The 14,998-nt window shown below is 52.8% G+C and carries 16 protein-coding genes; 3 read left to right on the top strand and 13 right to left on the bottom strand.

Features of this window, described 5'->3' with window-relative positions; translation table 11 throughout:
* The first annotated feature begins 169 nt into the window (after window positions 1-169).
* Window positions 170-880 (top strand): FadR/GntR family transcriptional regulator, encoded by a 711-nt coding sequence (locus tag BCS37_RS03480; RefSeq protein WP_069180179.1) that lies wholly within the window; start codon window positions 170-172, stop codon window positions 878-880.
* A 103-nt stretch (window positions 881-983) separates the two neighbouring features.
* Here the strand turns inward: BCS37_RS03480 and BCS37_RS03475 are convergent, their stop codons facing one another.
* From BCS37_RS03475 to BCS37_RS12140, 5 genes are read right to left on the bottom strand one after another with little or no spacing between them, the layout of a single operon-like run.
* Window positions 984-1,766: a 5-deoxy-glucuronate isomerase gene (locus BCS37_RS03475; RefSeq protein WP_069180178.1), complete on the bottom strand. Its 783-nt coding sequence runs from the start codon at window positions 1,764-1,766 to the stop codon at window positions 984-986.
* Between the two features lie 27 nt (window positions 1,767-1,793).
* A complete protein-coding gene (locus tag BCS37_RS03470; protein ID WP_069180177.1) occupies window positions 1,794-3,068 on the bottom strand; it encodes a TRAP transporter large permease in 1,275 nt (424 codons plus the stop codon).
* Window position 3,069: 1 nt separating this feature from the next.
* The gene (locus tag BCS37_RS03465; protein WP_069180176.1) at window positions 3,070-3,567 is read right to left on the bottom strand and encodes a TRAP transporter small permease; all 498 of its coding nucleotides are present in this window, start codon (window positions 3,565-3,567) and stop codon (window positions 3,070-3,072) included.
* Between the two features lie 12 nt (window positions 3,568-3,579).
* Window positions 3,580-4,335 (bottom strand): TRAP transporter substrate-binding protein, encoded by a 756-nt coding sequence (locus tag BCS37_RS03460; protein WP_216818861.1) that lies wholly within the window; start codon window positions 4,333-4,335, stop codon window positions 3,580-3,582.
* Window positions 4,293-4,598: a hypothetical protein gene (locus tag BCS37_RS12140; protein WP_216818859.1), complete on the bottom strand. Its 306-nt coding sequence runs from the start codon at window positions 4,596-4,598 to the stop codon at window positions 4,293-4,295. The genes BCS37_RS03460 and BCS37_RS12140 overlap by 43 nt, the downstream gene beginning before the upstream one ends.
* A 233-nt stretch (window positions 4,599-4,831) precedes the next feature.
* On the opposite strand from BCS37_RS12140, the gene BCS37_RS03455 reads away from it, so the two are divergent.
* Window positions 4,832-5,599, top strand: coding sequence for an SDR family NAD(P)-dependent oxidoreductase (locus tag BCS37_RS03455; RefSeq protein ID WP_069180175.1), 768 nt, complete (start codon window positions 4,832-4,834; stop codon window positions 5,597-5,599).
* A 73-nt stretch (window positions 5,600-5,672) separates the two neighbouring features.
* Here the strand turns inward: BCS37_RS03455 and BCS37_RS03450 are convergent, their stop codons facing one another.
* The 7 genes from BCS37_RS03450 to BCS37_RS03425 all read right to left on the bottom strand — a co-directional run bounded on the left by BCS37_RS03450 (window position 5,673) and on the right by BCS37_RS03425 (window position 12,104).
* Window positions 5,673-6,803: an MBL fold metallo-hydrolase gene (locus BCS37_RS03450; protein WP_069180174.1), complete on the bottom strand. Its 1,131-nt coding sequence runs from the start codon at window positions 6,801-6,803 to the stop codon at window positions 5,673-5,675.
* Window positions 6,804-6,933: 130 nt separating this feature from the next.
* Window positions 6,934-7,521, bottom strand: coding sequence for a hypothetical protein (locus BCS37_RS12135; RefSeq protein WP_216818857.1), 588 nt, complete (start codon window positions 7,519-7,521; stop codon window positions 6,934-6,936).
* Between the two features lie 48 nt (window positions 7,522-7,569).
* Window positions 7,570-8,199 (bottom strand): aminotransferase class V-fold PLP-dependent enzyme, encoded by a 630-nt coding sequence (locus BCS37_RS12130; protein ID WP_216818855.1) that lies wholly within the window; start codon window positions 8,197-8,199, stop codon window positions 7,570-7,572.
* Between the two features lie 343 nt (window positions 8,200-8,542).
* Window positions 8,543-9,031 carry a flavodoxin gene (locus BCS37_RS03440; RefSeq protein WP_069180173.1) on the bottom strand — a complete coding sequence of 163 codons (489 nt, stop codon included), beginning with the start codon at window positions 9,029-9,031 and terminating at the stop codon, window positions 8,543-8,545.
* A 3-nt stretch (window positions 9,032-9,034) separates the two neighbouring features.
* On the bottom strand, window positions 9,035-10,678 hold the full coding sequence (locus tag BCS37_RS03435) for a DUF4127 family protein (protein WP_069180172.1): 1,644 nt from the start codon (window positions 10,676-10,678) through the stop codon (window positions 9,035-9,037).
* Window positions 10,675-11,406: a hypothetical protein gene (locus tag BCS37_RS03430; RefSeq protein WP_069180171.1), complete on the bottom strand. Its 732-nt coding sequence runs from the start codon at window positions 11,404-11,406 to the stop codon at window positions 10,675-10,677. Before BCS37_RS03430 ends, BCS37_RS03435 begins: the two co-directional genes overlap by 4 nt.
* Entirely contained in the window at window positions 11,406-12,104 is a 699-nt protein-coding gene (locus BCS37_RS03425) for a DUF2225 domain-containing protein (protein WP_069180170.1), read from the bottom strand. The genes BCS37_RS03430 and BCS37_RS03425 overlap by 1 nt, the downstream gene beginning before the upstream one ends.
* A 647-nt stretch (window positions 12,105-12,751) precedes the next feature.
* Between BCS37_RS03425 and BCS37_RS03415 the strand changes: the two genes are divergently transcribed.
* Complete coding sequence (locus tag BCS37_RS03415) at window positions 12,752-13,402, top strand: hypothetical protein (protein ID WP_069180168.1); 651 nt, start codon at window positions 12,752-12,754, stop codon at window positions 13,400-13,402.
* A 190-nt stretch (window positions 13,403-13,592) separates the two neighbouring features.
* Here the strand turns inward: BCS37_RS03415 and BCS37_RS03410 are convergent, their stop codons facing one another.
* The gene (locus BCS37_RS03410; protein ID WP_237142732.1) at window positions 13,593-14,957 is read right to left on the bottom strand and encodes a hypothetical protein; all 1,365 of its coding nucleotides are present in this window, start codon (window positions 14,955-14,957) and stop codon (window positions 13,593-13,595) included.
* Between the last annotated feature and the right edge of the window lie 41 nt (window positions 14,958-14,998).

Raw genomic sequence — 14,998 nt, 5'->3', positions numbered from 1 at the left:
CATTTCAGTTTCCACTATATTTTATCGCATAAATATGTATACAAAATTAGTGCAGGCTGCACTTTCGAAAGAATATATGAATTCCCCTAAAAGAATGTGTCCAAGTATGTTATACTATAGAGCAAATGAATCTGATACGAGCCATGCTTAGACACGGAGAGGGGTTTCTATGACATACAACGACACTTCCCCCGTTTCCAGAACAGAGGAAGCCGCCAACCATATCATCGAATATATTATCTCCAACCGCATGCAGCCGGGAGACCGAATGCCGACAGAACCCGAACTGCTTGAGCAGCTTTCTGTCAGCCGAACGACCCTGCGTGAGGCGGTAAAAACGCTCAGTGCGCGAAACATCCTTGAGATTCGTCAAGGCTCCGGCACGTATATCTCCAAACGCTGCGGTGTTCCGGACGATCCGCTCGGACTCACTTTCATCTATGACGATGATCGGCTTGCTCTCAATTTACTTGATATCCGAATGATGATCGAGCCGCAGGCCGCACTGCTTGCCGCCGTTTATGCGACCGAGCATCAATGCAAAAGTCTGCGGATACAATGCCGGCTGGTCGAAGAGCTCATCAAAAAAGATGAGCCGTACAGCCATGAGGATATCAAGCTCCATGAAATGATCGCAGAGGCCTCCGGAAACCGGGTTCTCCACAACCTCTCGTATATACTGCAAACCTCTGTAGAGAAAAACATCATCTCAACGGACGATTCGCTGCGTCTTAACAATACACTCGTCTATCACCGCCACATCGTCGATGCCATTTCACAGCATGATCCTCAGAGGGCATACAGTTCTATGTCATGCCATATCTCCATGCTCCGCAACTTCATCGCTGCCAAGCTCTCGGAGGATGCAGTTCTGCCATAATGTCGAAACGACCCACCAAAAGGCAAACCTTTCGGTGGGTCGTCCTGCTATACCAACATTACAATGACGTATTTACAATTTTCCTTACCGCACATTCACCCCATCATGCACGCACCGGGTCAGAGACAGCCAGATCATAGCGCCGCACATTCGGATGGAATGCCGCAAGCACCCAGAGATATTTGTTTTGACTGCCGGGACTGCCTGCCGTCGGATGATATCCATACGGTGCCTGCACTACAGTTCCCGAGTACACCGGATGAATTACCATATTGTCAACATCGCCATTTTCCGCATAACTGATATGAAATCCAAAGCTTGGCTTCGGCATATCGAAGTAACAATAGATTTCCTCGAGATATTTCTCGTGTTGATGCGGAGGCCAACTCGTCCAGCCGCCTTCCTCTCCCCAAGTTAGTCCGCAAATAAGGCGGGAGGCGCTGTCCTGCGGCGCAAGTGTGAACATGACTTCGCGGCGTCCCCTTCCTTCTCCATGAATCTGGTGTATGTCACCGATCGGCAGATCCTTTTCGAATTTGCGGAAATGAGGTTCACCGATTCCCTCGAACGAGGCGGCACCGATGTAGAAAACACATTCTTCCTCCGCCTTGATAACAGCCTTTTCATGCGCAGGAATATAGAACGCATCGAACCTCTCCATCCCTTGCCTGCCGAGTATGCGTTGCTCCAAAGATGCTTTACCGCTGATCAGAACGGGATGCATTTCCAGTGTCTCAGAGAACAGCTCATACTGCGCCCCCTCGGGCAGATTCAGTCGATACATCTGCGCCACCTGACAGGCACATTTATCCGGCGTCACTACCGGATAAAAGCCCATGGCCTCAGGCGACTGCACGCGCCATTTTTTCATTGCTTCATCGCACATAATGCCCCGCCTTTCAACAATGCCCCATCAGAGGAATGCAAGCGTGAGTTTTGGAATCAGGACAACGGCCAAATACACGGCTACGTAACCGATGAAAAACGGAATTTCCCCCCGCACAATATTGCCCATATCAAGCTTTGTGACAGATGCCGCAGAGAAAATGTTGACCGCAACGGGCGGCGTCATCGTCCCGACAACATTGGCAATACATACGATCATCCCGAAATGAATCACATTGATGCCAAGTTCATGAGCAAGCGGCCAGAGAATGGGCACAAGCAGAACGCAGGTTGCGATCCCCTCCAAAAAGGTTCCAAATGCAAGAAGTAAGAGTGCAATGAGCAGGCAGAACAGTGTCGGATTAAGATCGAGTCCACGAATGAAGTGAACCAGATCGCCGGAGATGCCGGAGTATGCAAAAATCCACGAAAAGGCTGTCGACGTTGCGATAATGAACAGGATCATCGCGGAGCCCTTTGCCGAATCAAGAAAAATCTTCCAAAGATCCTTGACCTTCATCTCCTTGTAAATGAAGAGGCTGGCGACCAGCGACCAGACAACCGCGACAGCAGCCGACTCCGTCGGCGTCATAATGCCGGAGTAAATGCCGCCGAGGATGATGACCGGCAGGAGGAGCGCAGGGATGGCGTGGACGAATGAGGAAAAAATTGCTTTCACATCAATGCCCTTCTCATTCTTTGGCCAGTTTTCCTTGCGTGCATACAGAAAACAGACCGCAATGAGGATAAAGACAATCATCATGCCAATACCAAGACCCGCTTGGAACATCTTGCTGATAGACGCCCCCGTAATTGTGCCGTAAACAATCATGATGATGCTCGGGGGAATGATCGGACCGAGTCCGCCCGATACGACAAGCAGCCCCGCAACACGTTCCTTGGGATATCCGAGACGCACCATATCTGCATAGAGCATAACGCCGATCGCAACGACCGTTGCCGGTGCAGAACCGGAAAGCGCTGCAAAGAATCCGCAGGCAAGAACCAGCGCAATCGACATTCCGCCGCGGATATTTCCGATGAACGAGTTCGTAAACTCGACAATGCAGCGTGATATTCCGCCATTCGTCATGATATTACCGGCAAGGACGAAGAACGCAATCGCCATAATGGAGCTGGATTCGAGTCCTCCAAATATGCGCAGGGGAATGATCCCTGCCCCAACCGTAAAGTCCGGGGCAAAAAAGATTGTTGCCATGACCGCGGCGCCAAGTGTAAACGAGATTGGCACCCCCATCATGAGGAATAACGCCATTGTGCCAAACAAAAGCAGTACAACCATCTCATTCCCCTCCTTCCTGCGCAGCATCATTCAAATGCATAATCATATATACGATCGCAGCTCCCTGCACACAGGTTATGATAAAGAAACTGATGCAGAGTGCCATGTACGGAACCGCCATAGGAATATGCAGTGCGGGCGTGACCTGCCCTGTCGCCGCCTGCACATTAACCATGTGAATGCTGTAGTACAGCACAACGGCCGAAAACACTGTAACAATGAGCTTCGACAAGATCTGAATGTAGCGTTTTCCCTTTCCGCGAAATTTGTTGACAACCGCCGTAACAGCGATCTGAGAGCCGTCACGAAGCCCCGCCTCGGTTCCCAGAAGAGCCATATATACCATGCAGAACGTCGCGAGTTCATCAAACCACGGAATGCTGAGCTTGATAAAGTTTCTGTTGACAACAGAGCCAAAGACACATATGACCATCAGGGCAAACGAGACAACAATGATCAAATTCTCCACAAACTGAAGTTTCTTCAATACCGACTTCATCGCTCAACCCTCCTACATCGTTTCGGCTTCCTTAACTGCCTCATCCACAGCTTTCTGCCATTCCGGATCAAATTGGAACCCTTCAGCTTCTGCCTCTTTTCGATATCTAGTCTGAAGTTCTGTTATGTCAATATCATGAAACTGCACACCAAGCGCCTTCAACTTCTCTGTAGCATCCTCATTTGCCTCAACGAGATATTTTCGCTGCTCATTGCATCCCTCTCGCACGCCCTCGAGAAATGGTCTCTTTAAATCATCTGGTATCATATTGTAGGATTTATCCGACATGAGCAACAAAATATAGACAAATGCGTGCTTGCTGTTGGTGATGTTTTTTGTGACCTCGTAAAAGCCGTTGGTATAGCATCCACTCACACCATTTTCGCAAGCATCAATCGCCCCCTGCTGAAGTGCAGTGAACTGCTCACCAAAGGGCATGGCAACCGGCATCGCACCAAATCCCTTAAATGCAGCCATGTGATAGCGATTCTGCATGGTTCGTATCTTGACCCCGTCAAAATCCTCAGGCTTCTCAATCGGCTTGACGGAGAATACATCCCGGAACCCCGACTCCATGTAGCCGATGACATGGACGCCCATCTTCCGCTGTGCCTCCGCCTCAATGAGTTTTCCGAGGCGGCCATCGACGGCGGCATGCGCTTCATTTGCATTCTTCCAGAGGTATGCCTGATCGAGTATTGCCATCTGCGGAATCCAGTTTGTCATCACCGAGTTGGCTGATGTGGCAATGTCCAAGTTGTCATCCATCGCCAGCTCCACGGTCGCACGCTCGCCCCGAGCGCGCCTCCCGGCACAACCAAGATATGGATACGTCCATCTGTTTTTTCATAAACACGATCCGAGATCTCTTTGGCTCCTTTGTAGTAAACGGTTGCTTCTCCGTCTGACAGCGCCATACGAAAGACAAGAGGATGCTCCTTTGTATAGGTTCGTTCCCCCTGCTTCTCTCCGCATCCGCCCATTGCAAACAACGACACCAGCAACAAGACGACAAAGAAAATACGTTTCACATGAACCTCCTCCTTTTATTATCTCATAACAGAAATTTATTCTTGTGTCATTATAATACATCATATGTTTTTTCCTGTCAACGATCAATTATATTTCTTGTTTTTATATGATATTTCAATTTATAAGCAAAATCGCACGGTATATCATTGATTTTGCAACTTTTATCCATTATAATATCATAAATCAAATATTTTTACATCATATGTTTTGAGTCTTGAAAGGGGTAATATCTATGGCGATCTTAGATCAATTTCAATTAAAGGGAAAGAATGCAATCGTTACCGGCGGTGGCAGAGGACTGGGGCTCGGCATATCCGAAGGGCTTGCCGAAGCAGGAGCAAACGTACTGATGATCGGCTCAGGAACGAGTGTGGAAAAAGCTGCCGAGGATTTCAAGGCAAAGGGTCTTTCGGTACATGCGCTGCGCGGCAATCTTCTCGATCAGAATGCGGTGCCCTCCATCTACACGCGCGCACGCGATATGCTCAACGGTCGTGTCGATATCCTCGTCAACAACGCAGGTATGCAGCGACGTCATCCGTGCGAGGAGTTTCCATTATCCGACTGGACGGACGTGCTCAATCTCAACCTCAATACCGTTTTTCAGCTGTGTCAGCTTGCGGGGCGCGATATGATTGAAATTGGCTACGGAAAGATCATCAATATGGCATCGATGCTGAGCTTCTTCGGCGGTTACACCGTACCGGCATATGCTGCCAGCAAAGGCGGCGTCGCTCAGCTGACCAAAGCACTCGCGAATGAGTGGGCAGGCAAAGGGATCAATGTCAACGCGATCGCTCCCGGTTATATGGAAACAGAAATGAATACGAATCTGATCAATGATGAAACGCGCAGCACCGAAATCATCGCGCGCATTCCCGCAAAGCGTTGGGGGACACCGGAGGATATGAAGGGGGTTGCCGTCTTCCTTGCCGGCTCCGCTTCCGACTATATCAACGGTGCGGTCATTCCTGTAGACGGAGCATATCTCGTTCGATAACATCATAAATTCAAAAAGTGGAGTTGCTGCACGTTTTCCATGTAGCAACTCCACTTTTTTCAAGATGCAATTGTTATACTCGCCCTTCCCACCAGTGCGGAAAGTCGGCGGGATGCTCGATGTCCACCACCTCACCGATTAGCGGCGTCACCATACGATAAGGACGTCGTGCGCTCTCCTTGAGAAGGCCCTCGTAGGGCGCCTGCCATGTGTGCAGAGCGAGTGCGAATTTTCCGCCGTGCGCGGGGAGCAGGATGCGTGCGCCGACATCTTCCGCCGCCTGTGCCGTTTCGTTCGGCAGCATATGGATCGCATGCCACTGCATATTGTACTGCCCGTTTTCCATCATCGCGAGGTCAAAGCCGTCAAAGCGGCGTCCGATGTCCTTGAAGTGCTTCCCATAGCCGCCGTCCCCGCTGATATAGACGCGGCGATGCGGCGTTATGACGGCAAAGCCGCACCACTGGGTATTGTTGCGCGTGAGGAAGCGCCCCGAGAAATGCTGCGACGGCAGAACATGAATGTGGAAATCGTCGGCGAGTGCGATGTCCGTATCCCAGTCCTCCTCATGCAGATGTGCAAGATCAAATCCCCACTGCTCAAAGAACTCACCCACGCCGAGCGGACAGACGACATCCTTCACCTTTGGTTTCAGTGCCATCACGGTCGCATAGTCGAGATGATCCCAGTGATCGTGCGTCATCAGAAGCACATCCAGCTCCGGAATGTCCTCCGCGGTATAGACGTTGCTCCCGCGAAATGCGCGGTTGATGAAGAAGATCGGCGAACCGTAGTCGGAGAATACGGGATCGACGAGCATGCGCCGCCCGCCAACCTGCAAGTAGAAGGTCGAGTGCCCCATCCAGATCGCGACATCCTGCTCGCGCGGTATCACATGAAGATCGGTCTTGTGACTCGGAATAAGCGCCTTCGGCACGCGTCCGTCATCGCCGCCGAAGAGCACGCGATAAAGGGTTTCGATGCGGTTCGGCTTCTCCTCATCGGGCAGATCATCCATCATCACCTCGACCGACTCGAGGCAGACGAACTGGCCGTTTACGTAGTGCGGCGATGCCTGAATGCGTTTCAGGCGTTCCCCCGATGGTGCGCGCCCGAATTTCTCCTGCCGCACAAAGAGTCCCGCGCCGCCCACGAGCGCTCCAAGCCCCGCCAGCGCGCCAAAAATGAAATTCCGTCGTTTCATAAAGTCCCCACCATAAAATCAGCATTGCTATTGGAGTATCATTGTATCATAAATTCCTTTGCATTCAAGTATTGAGTGAACTTCATGCAAAAAGCCTGTCCGAAGACAGGCTTTGCAAACATAGCATCGTTTAGAGTGCTGCGACCTCTGCAGCGACACGAAGGAACTGTGTGATCTCTGCAGGTGTGTTGACATGCAGCGGTGAGAGACGCACAACGCCCTCCGAATCGAACTCGCGCACCATGCGGTTGGAGTAGCTGCTCTCTGCCGAGCGTTCAAAGGCAACAATGCCGCGTTTCTCGAGCTCTTTTGCAGCGGTCTTGACATCCATTCGGTCAAACTCCGCACCGACGATGAGGTCGCGCTGTACGAGATCCGGATCGTCCATCTTGACCGTAATGCCCTTGATGTGCCGAAGTCCGGGAGCCTCGCCCGTCCCCTCGAGCATCAGCTCGAGCAGAGCACGCTCATGCGCCGCAATGCGCTCCATGCCCGCGACAAAGGAGGAGCGGCGATCCGTGGATGCGCCGCCAAGACCGCATACATAGTCGACGACAGCGGACACGGAGGCAAACTGTCCCGTTGCGGGGCTGCCGATCTCCCAGTCATCCGCAGCCCTTCCGATGAGTTTATGATGCGGGTACTCCTTGATGCGCGCAGAGAGATACATGAGGACGAATCCACGGCACCCGAAGAATTTATACGGCGCAATATTCATCGCGTCGACGCCGATCTCCTCCGGATTGAGGACGCCGTGCGGAGCGTGCTACACCGCATCGCTGATGATATACATATCCGGATTGATGTGCCGTGCCTCCTTCGCAATGGTTGCGATATCCATGATATGTCCAGAGATATTCGATGCAGCCATGACGCTCAGGATCGCCGTGTTCTTATCCACGAGCGCGAGAATTTTTTCCACATCGGCACCGCCCGTCGCCGGATTTGCTCGCGCAACGCGCAGCTCTCGTCCGTACTTTTCGGCGTACATGGTCATGGCGTCAAAGGACGATGGATGCTCTAGGATTGTGGTCACACAGTTCGTTCCCTCAGCATGCTCGCTCAAGAGGCGTACAATATACATCATGAGCTGAGATGCTGTATATCCCGTTGCAACCTCTCCATCACGGCAGTTGAAGATCATGCGGATATCCGCACGCGCCCGGTTCTCGAGCTCCGCAAGTTCAAGCGCGAGACGGTTGGAATGCTCCGAGGCATCCGGCATCAGATCCGCGTCATAGAAGGCTTTCTCCGCCGCCGTAAGCCGCAGAGAACCTCCGGCATTATCGAAGAACAGGCGTGCATCCTCGTTCCGATCGCGATCCACATACGCAAATTGCTTCCGAATTTCTGCAAGCTCTGCCTCTGTAAACAGCTGTCCAAACTTTGTTTCCATGTCAGCATCTCCTTTTCCCGCGTCAAATAACTAGGGAAGCACTGATAGATTCAGCACCATCATCTTGGCGATCTTTTTTCCCGCTTTTCGCCCTCGATCCTCCACAGAGCACCACTCTGCGTCCGGTTTACCTCTTCAATCGGACGAAAAAATCTACGCCAATCGGAAGGTCTATTTTGTCAGTGATTCCCTCTATGATTTTCTCTAATTATATAGCAGTTCCTAGGAAATAGAAAATTGATTATCTGACTATTAAATATAGAATTCACTTATATTGTGCATGACAACAGAAAAGACCGTATCGCAGAAACTTCCGCAATACGGTCATTTTTATTGATGTTTCTCAGATGCCGAGCGCTGCGATCCATGAGTTGATCGCCATCGGTGTCTCACCCATCTCGAAGCGGCGGCCTTCCTTCACCAGAGCCCCCTCTGCCGAGGGGCGCAGATACACCGTCGTCTGCCCCATCGAACTGCCGCCCGAGGTCGCAAACGGAACAATCGTCTTGCCCGTCCAGTCATAGCTCTCAAGAAAGGTATTGATGATATGCGGCGCAACATACCACCAGATGGGGAAGCCGACAAAGATGATATCATACGCCGCAACATCCAGAGGTTCTCCCGCGATGGCGGGACGACTGTTCGGATCGCGCATCTCCACACTCGAACGGCTTGCACTGTCATTCCAGTTGAGATCATCCTGCGTATAGGGCACATCAGGCACGATCTCATAGAGATCGGCACCGATCACATCGGCAATCTTATGCGCCACCGTCGCTGTCCGCCGTGAAGGGGATGCAGAGAAGTAGGCAATCAGCGATTTCCCGTGCATATATTATCTCCTCCTCGCGAGATACTCATTGGCGAACCCCGTATCCTCCGAGAGAATATCCGACTCAAACATCCGATTCCACGGGAACGTGACCGTAACGGTATTGACCTCCGCAATCGGCGGCAGATTCTCCTCAATGAAGCGGTTCATCATGCGTGACGAGCGCATGGAGACCGCATCCATCTTCGTCCCGAGACTCCCGTAGAACCCATCGCCGCGCAGCCATGTCAGCTGGCGCGCAATCGTATTGCGGACGTTCGCCTGATATGCCCAGTCGTCGAGATAACGCGTGGTCAGCAGATGATCCACCGAGTCCCCGTCCATATGGCGGACGAGCATGCCCTCGCCGAGCGCAAAGCCGGAGCTGTTCGTCGGCGTATTCCACCCTGCATACGCCTGAATCTTATAGAGGAGCCCGCGGCGCTGCAGCTCCGCCATCAGCGCATTGTCTGCGCCGTTTGCAAACGCAATATCGGCAATGGCGACCGGATAGCCCTTTGCCACATAATCCGCGACAAGATCCGCAAAATACATCGTTCCCTCGCGCGGCGTGCCGTCGTTCAGCACCGCATTTGCCTCGTAGGTGCGCCCATCCGGATTCGTATTCACCGTGAGCACGACATCCGCCTTCTCCGGTGCGCGGACCACCATGCCGCCCGCCGCGAGAACTGCATCCGAGATCGAGGTGCTGATCTTTTCATCCGAATACGCCGGTACGGTCTCCGCACCGCGTCCCCAGTTATAGCGCGGATAGACAAACGGAATCTCGTGCCGCTGTTCATTCACCGCACGCGTCAGCATGAGCAGGGCAATCTCGTCGATGCCCGCCATCGTCTGGAAGCGCGTCTTGCCGAGATCTGCGCCCGCTTCCGTGAGGTGGCGGCTCTCCATATGCGTCTGCGAGAACGGCGCGTTGTCATCGCGCCCGAGCGTGAGGTAGCGGAACGTGCCGCGCCGCCGCATCAGATCGATCAGGTACTCGTTGACCGCATAGTTCTTCTCACGCCGTCCCATCCAGTCAGCAAGAGCTTCCTTCGGAATCAGCCGCCCGAGGAAATCGTACTCCTTGCGCTCGCGGCGTGTCAGCCCCTCGACCTCCTCCTTGTCCCGCAGCAGCGTGTAGCGGAAGATGTCCGCACCGTAGCGGCGGTAGTACTCGGGCTCCTCATGCCCCGAGGCTTCGCCCGAGCGCGGGGTTCGCATGATGGAGCCGAACACGTAGAGCGGCATCTTCGGATAGGACTTCTGCAGTGCATCGAAGCGTGCTGCACGTTCAAGCACCTGTGCACGCGTAAAGGAATGCTTGCGTGAGCCGACAAGGCTGCCGTAGATCACCGCATCCGAGGAGATGACTGCCGCCTTGACCCCCGGCCGTGCGAGACTCTCCTCCAGCCACGTCCAGAGCTCGTCCGGATGCCCCCAGTCCTCACGATTGCCGAGCAGCTCCATCGGAGGAGCGACGACCTCATAGCCGACGCGCTGCACCACATCCGCCGTCTGCTTGTTCGAGATCGGTCGGCTGTCGTGCGGGATAAAGACAATCTTCTCCGTAATCGGCTCCCGCTTCCCCGCATCTGCCGCCTGCGGCAGGAGTGAAATTGCGAGCACCGCAATACAAAGTATACGAATCAAACGGAATCCGGTCACGTTTTCTCTCCTTCTTCAGAACTCTCCTCAGCGGCAGACGGGCGATGTTCACGCAGGACTTCCCGGAGCGTCTCCTTCACATCATCAGGTACATTCAGGTTCATATCGAACTGAATACCGCCCTCACGCACCTCGGCGCCCTCAATCTCAATCATATCCATCAGCTTGTGTCCGCGGAACTGCGTCTGTCCGAGCTTTGAGGCGGCGAGCACCTCGTGGAAGTCCACATAGACCTTGTTCCCACGGATATCCACGGGCAGACGGTCGGACACATCGAGATGCCCCATCATGCGTTCCACCATCGAGAGCGAGATGCGCGAGAATATCCACGAGACGAGCCCGTGATTGGGGATATTCTTTTCCCGCACGCGATAGACGGCGTAGGACTTATCCCCGACATGAACGAACTCCTCGATCGTACCCGAGAGTTCGATCGTCTTGTACTTTTTCGACGTGGTACAGGTGAGATCCAGACGCCCGTTTCCATGCGAACGGAGTACAATCTTGCGGATCGTTCCGTCCGTCCCGATATTCTTTGCAATCGCCTCGTTCAGCACGGAATCGCGCACGAAGAGATGCCCCTCAGCAATCTGTGCCAGCGTCTCGCGGTCCCATGTATCGCGCAGAACTGTGAGCGCGGGCTGATAATCTTTGACCGCCTCACGCACACTGCCCCAGTCGATATTCTGCACCTGCTCGATGACCTGCGCCGGAATCTCAATAACCATTAGCTGTTCGCCTTCTCTGCTTCCGCCTTCTTCTCACGCAGATCGAGCCAGAGATTCTGCGTGCGCTCGAAGAGTTTTACGTCGTTCTTGCGCACCTCCTGATCGCTCATGATCTGCGAGAGCATCTGTGTTGCCTTCTCGTAGTCGCCTAGTCGGTAGTACGCCGCACCTGCAATGTAGAGCGCCATACTGTCGCTCATCCCGTTGATCGGATAGTGCTCCGTCATCACCGATTTCTCATAGAGCTCGGCGGCGCGGCGCAGCATATCCTCCTCTTTCTCATGTTCCTCCGTATCGCGGTAGACCCACGCCATGCCCATGCAGTAGCCCGCCTGCTTCTGGAGCGGCCATCCAAGACGCTCGGCAAAGTAAATGCCAAGCTTGTAGGCGCGGATCGCGTCCTCAACCGTCCGTTCCTCCGTGTACGGCAGATTGATCTTGTGCCCTTCGAGGAGTTCCTTGATCTTTTCCTTGTCGCGCGGACTCAGCGGTTCCTCCGTGAACTGCTTCTCGTCGGCGGCAAAGCCGCAGTGCTCACACAGCCAAACGCGGTAGCGATAGGGATTCACCCCCTCGTAGTGCACGCAGAAATCCTCATCCGTCCCAAGCGTGATGAGCCGCGCCTTCAGCTTCGTCGCATGCGTCTTTTCCCCACAGACCGGACACGGCTTCTCAACCGTATATGTATACTCTGCCATCGTTCTTCCTCCCTATCTAAAAAACTACTTTATCATAACATAAATCGCAAAAAAAAGAAAGAATGCCGGCCTGCTCCGCAGAGGAACACTGTAGGATTACAATAGATATGTTACACAAGTAAATAAAAAGAGAAAGCCAAATTGTGTTATGCTCTATCTACCCAAACAAACCACACACAAAGGAGGCTTTCTCATGAAAAGCATAACACAGGACATCAAGTATTATCAAGCGATTCTTTCCTATGCCGATCAGCACGGCCTCACAAAGGCAGCCATTAAATGTCAAAGTCGTTCCCTCTGTCTGTATTGTTGGACAAGCAAAGGAACAGGGAGAGAAGATGTACCAGTATACGGCAATTGACGAATGTACGCGTTTTCGCTTGATCGCTGCATTCAAGGAACAATCCACCTACTCGTCTATGTGCTTTCTGCAGCAACTTATCCGCCGTTTCCCGTTCAAGATACATATATATGTACAGCTTAGTTTTACAATCTGCGCCTTAAAATTTTTTCAATTTTTCATAAAACCTGTTATTTATGACAGTACGCTTTTCTTCTTACTATGTTAGAATATAGATGAGTTTTACGGAGGAAAGGAGGACATCCCCTCAGATTTCGTGTATTTCATACTATAAGGAGGAAACGTTATGCGAATCCATGCACTCAGCAAAATCCTGTTCGCCCTCTGCTTCGCACTCTTTATGAGCGTCGCCCTCGCGGGCTGCGGCGGCAATGAGCCGAATGTCGATGTCCAGGCACTCGCGGAGGGAATCGGTCACGGTGATACCGCTGCGATGAAGGACTTCAAGCTGACGGGAGACGGTGCCAAGCCCATCAGTGAGGTCTTCATCAAAGAGCTCGGGAAGAGTCTCAGCGCAACGCAGGAAGGAATGGACAGCGCCCAGAAGATCATGGGTGACAAGCTCAAAGAACTGAAGATCAAGACAGAGACCGTATCCAAGAGCGATAATTCCGCTAAGGTCAAAATCACGACCGACTACATTGAGTTCACTGCCGTCATGATGGGTTCAATGCAAAAGATGGACAAAGAGATCGAGAAGATGGATCCAGATGATATGTCCGTGTTTGACAAGCTCGGTGATATATACCTGAAGCTGTTCTCCGACGATATGAAGAATGCAAAAGCCGCAGGACAGCAGTCCTTCGAGGTCGAGGTCAAGAAGGATAAGGACACGGGCAAATGGATGCCCGCCGATGTCGGCAAGTTCCAGGAAGACCTCGCACGCTACATGCTCTTCAAGGGCGGCGACGACTCCATTATGAATGAGATGAAATAACCCACATATGGGATCACTGATAAATCCAATGGGTTTCATTTGATCAGCGATTCCCTATCTTATACAAAACGGGTTCGCCAATGAGTGCTCAGCCACTCATTGGCGAACCCGTTTCTATGTATCAGAAGCATGAACAGCGGCTGCACGGCACAGCACGGACAGACTTCATTCAGCAATGCCTATGTCTCTGTCACGGTGCTGCGCGATAGCTCTCATCCATCAACGAGAAAAGTTTTGGGTAATTTCCCTGCGTATGAACGTAGGACTCGGACGCGGCGGCTTTCTTCTCCGCAAAGTACGCCAGCTTCTTCGCGCGATCCAGATTCTCTGCCGGCATTCTTGTCGGCGGACACATCTCCGGTGCAAGCGCAATCTCCTCCTCTGTCCCATCCGTATGCCTGACGCGGAAAACGACGGTCCCCTGCTTTTGCAGGAGTACAAGTCGCAGCTCGTTCGGCTTGTACCACGCAGCAGAGGCACCATCAACGGCGATAATCTCATCGCCTGCGGCAAGGCGCGCGGTGCGCGGCTCCGTGACAAAGAAGCGATTCCCCTCGCCCTTTTCATTCTTGTGGCTGATCTCAAAGGGGAATTCTGCGTGCGGGCTCATCTCTCGATACAGGTTGTTGAGGAATCCATCCCACCGATCGGCAGTGCCGCGCCAGACCGACGTCAGATCGATAACAAACCCGTCGGCGGTCATCATGCCGATCGTGAAGAACTGCTTGGCATATTTGTCATAATACTCCTGATCCTTCATCATCGCGAGCAGTGTCCCGCCCTGATAGGGAATCGTCTCGAACGTGACAAGCGGGATGCTGTCCCCGATTGATTCCCCCAACACAGCCAGAATACACTCATTCGTATGAACGTAGGGCGTGAACCCCTGCCAGTCAGCCTTGGTCTCCTTATCCTTCTTCAGTTCCTCCAGATAGTCATAGATCCGCACTTGAACAGTCTCCGGTGAGACATTGGGCAGGAATACGCGCGGTCTGGAATCCGCACGCACAGACTCTGCCGCAGCCTCTGCCCGTATCTTCCCCTCGCGCAGATAGTCCTTTGGCTCTGCCTTTGCAATTTTCTGCATTGCCTCCGCCGTCTTGAGCTTGCCCTTTTGCGTCCAGAGCACCTTATCTCCTGCGCCTACGAGCTGAAAGGAGAACTCCGCCGCGCTGCCCATGGCGGAAACATCATCCGCAGACAGGCAATACCACCCTGCAAACCATTTGGAAGAGTGCATACGCACTTCATCCCCGACCGGCTCGAGTGCAATCTCTTTTCCGTCGGCAAGCACACGCGCGTGAATTGCCGTCTCCTTCTGGAACGCCCCCTTCTTCGCCTCGAAGCGGATGTAGTAGTCTGGTGCTGCTCCCTCCGTACGGAACACCTTCAGTACGGGCAGATCCGGTCCCGCAACAAAGCCGATACTCCCATCGGGCGCACGATGTGCGAGCACCGCATTCTTATACGGAAACTCTCCCGACGCCTCTGCGTTCGCGCCCATAAAGAGCAGTCCGCACAGCAAAAGCCCCGCGATTTTCTTTCCCTTCATCATACCTCATCCTTTCATTTTAGCGAGTTTCATTCATCATATGC

This window comes from Selenomonas sp. oral taxon 920, from assembly GCF_001717585.1.
In the GTDB taxonomy this organism is placed as follows: Bacteria; Bacillota; Negativicutes; order Selenomonadales; family Selenomonadaceae; genus Centipeda.
The sequence above is the reverse complement of the archived record's forward strand: the minus strand, read 5'-3'. Positions and strand labels throughout refer to the sequence as shown.

Bases quoted from the DNA above. Each gene is read 5' to 3' on its own strand.
- BCS37_RS03475 (WP_069180178.1), bottom strand. From the start codon at position 1,766: ATGTGCGATGAAGCAATGAAAAAATGGCGCGTGCAGTCGCCTGAGGCC.
- BCS37_RS03410 (WP_237142732.1), bottom strand. From the start codon at position 14,957: ATGATGAAGGGAAAGAAAATCGCGGGGCTTTTGCTGTGCGGACTGCTC.
- BCS37_RS03460 (WP_216818861.1), bottom strand. From the start codon at position 4,335: ATGGATGACAACTTGGACATTGCCACATCAGCCAACTCGGTGATGACA.
- BCS37_RS03440 (WP_069180173.1), bottom strand. From the start codon at position 9,031: ATGCACGGGAAATCGCTGATTGCCTACTTCTCTGCATCCCCTTCACGG.
- BCS37_RS03465 (WP_069180176.1), bottom strand. From the start codon at position 3,567: ATGAAGTCGGTATTGAAGAAACTTCAGTTTGTGGAGAATTTGATCATT.
- BCS37_RS03480 (WP_069180179.1), top strand. From the start codon at position 170: ATGACATACAACGACACTTCCCCCGTTTCCAGAACAGAGGAAGCCGCC.
- BCS37_RS12130 (WP_216818855.1), bottom strand. From the start codon at position 8,199: ATGGAAACAAAGTTTGGACAGCTGTTTACAGAGGCAGAGCTTGCAGAA.
- BCS37_RS03450 (WP_069180174.1), bottom strand. From the start codon at position 6,803: ATGAAACGACGGAATTTCATTTTTGGCGCGCTGGCGGGGCTTGGAGCG.
- BCS37_RS03470 (WP_069180177.1), bottom strand. From the start codon at position 3,068: ATGGTTGTACTGCTTTTGTTTGGCACAATGGCGTTATTCCTCATGATG.
- BCS37_RS03425 (WP_069180170.1), bottom strand. From the start codon at position 12,104: ATGGCAGAGTATACATATACGGTTGAGAAGCCGTGTCCGGTCTGTGGG.
- BCS37_RS03455 (WP_069180175.1), top strand. From the start codon at position 4,832: ATGGCGATCTTAGATCAATTTCAATTAAAGGGAAAGAATGCAATCGTT.
- BCS37_RS12135 (WP_216818857.1), bottom strand. From the start codon at position 7,521: ATGAATATTGCGCCGTATAAATTCTTCGGGTGCCGTGGATTCGTCCTC.
- BCS37_RS03430 (WP_069180171.1), bottom strand. From the start codon at position 11,406: ATGGTTATTGAGATTCCGGCGCAGGTCATCGAGCAGGTGCAGAATATC.
- BCS37_RS03415 (WP_069180168.1), top strand. From the start codon at position 12,752: ATGCGAATCCATGCACTCAGCAAAATCCTGTTCGCCCTCTGCTTCGCA.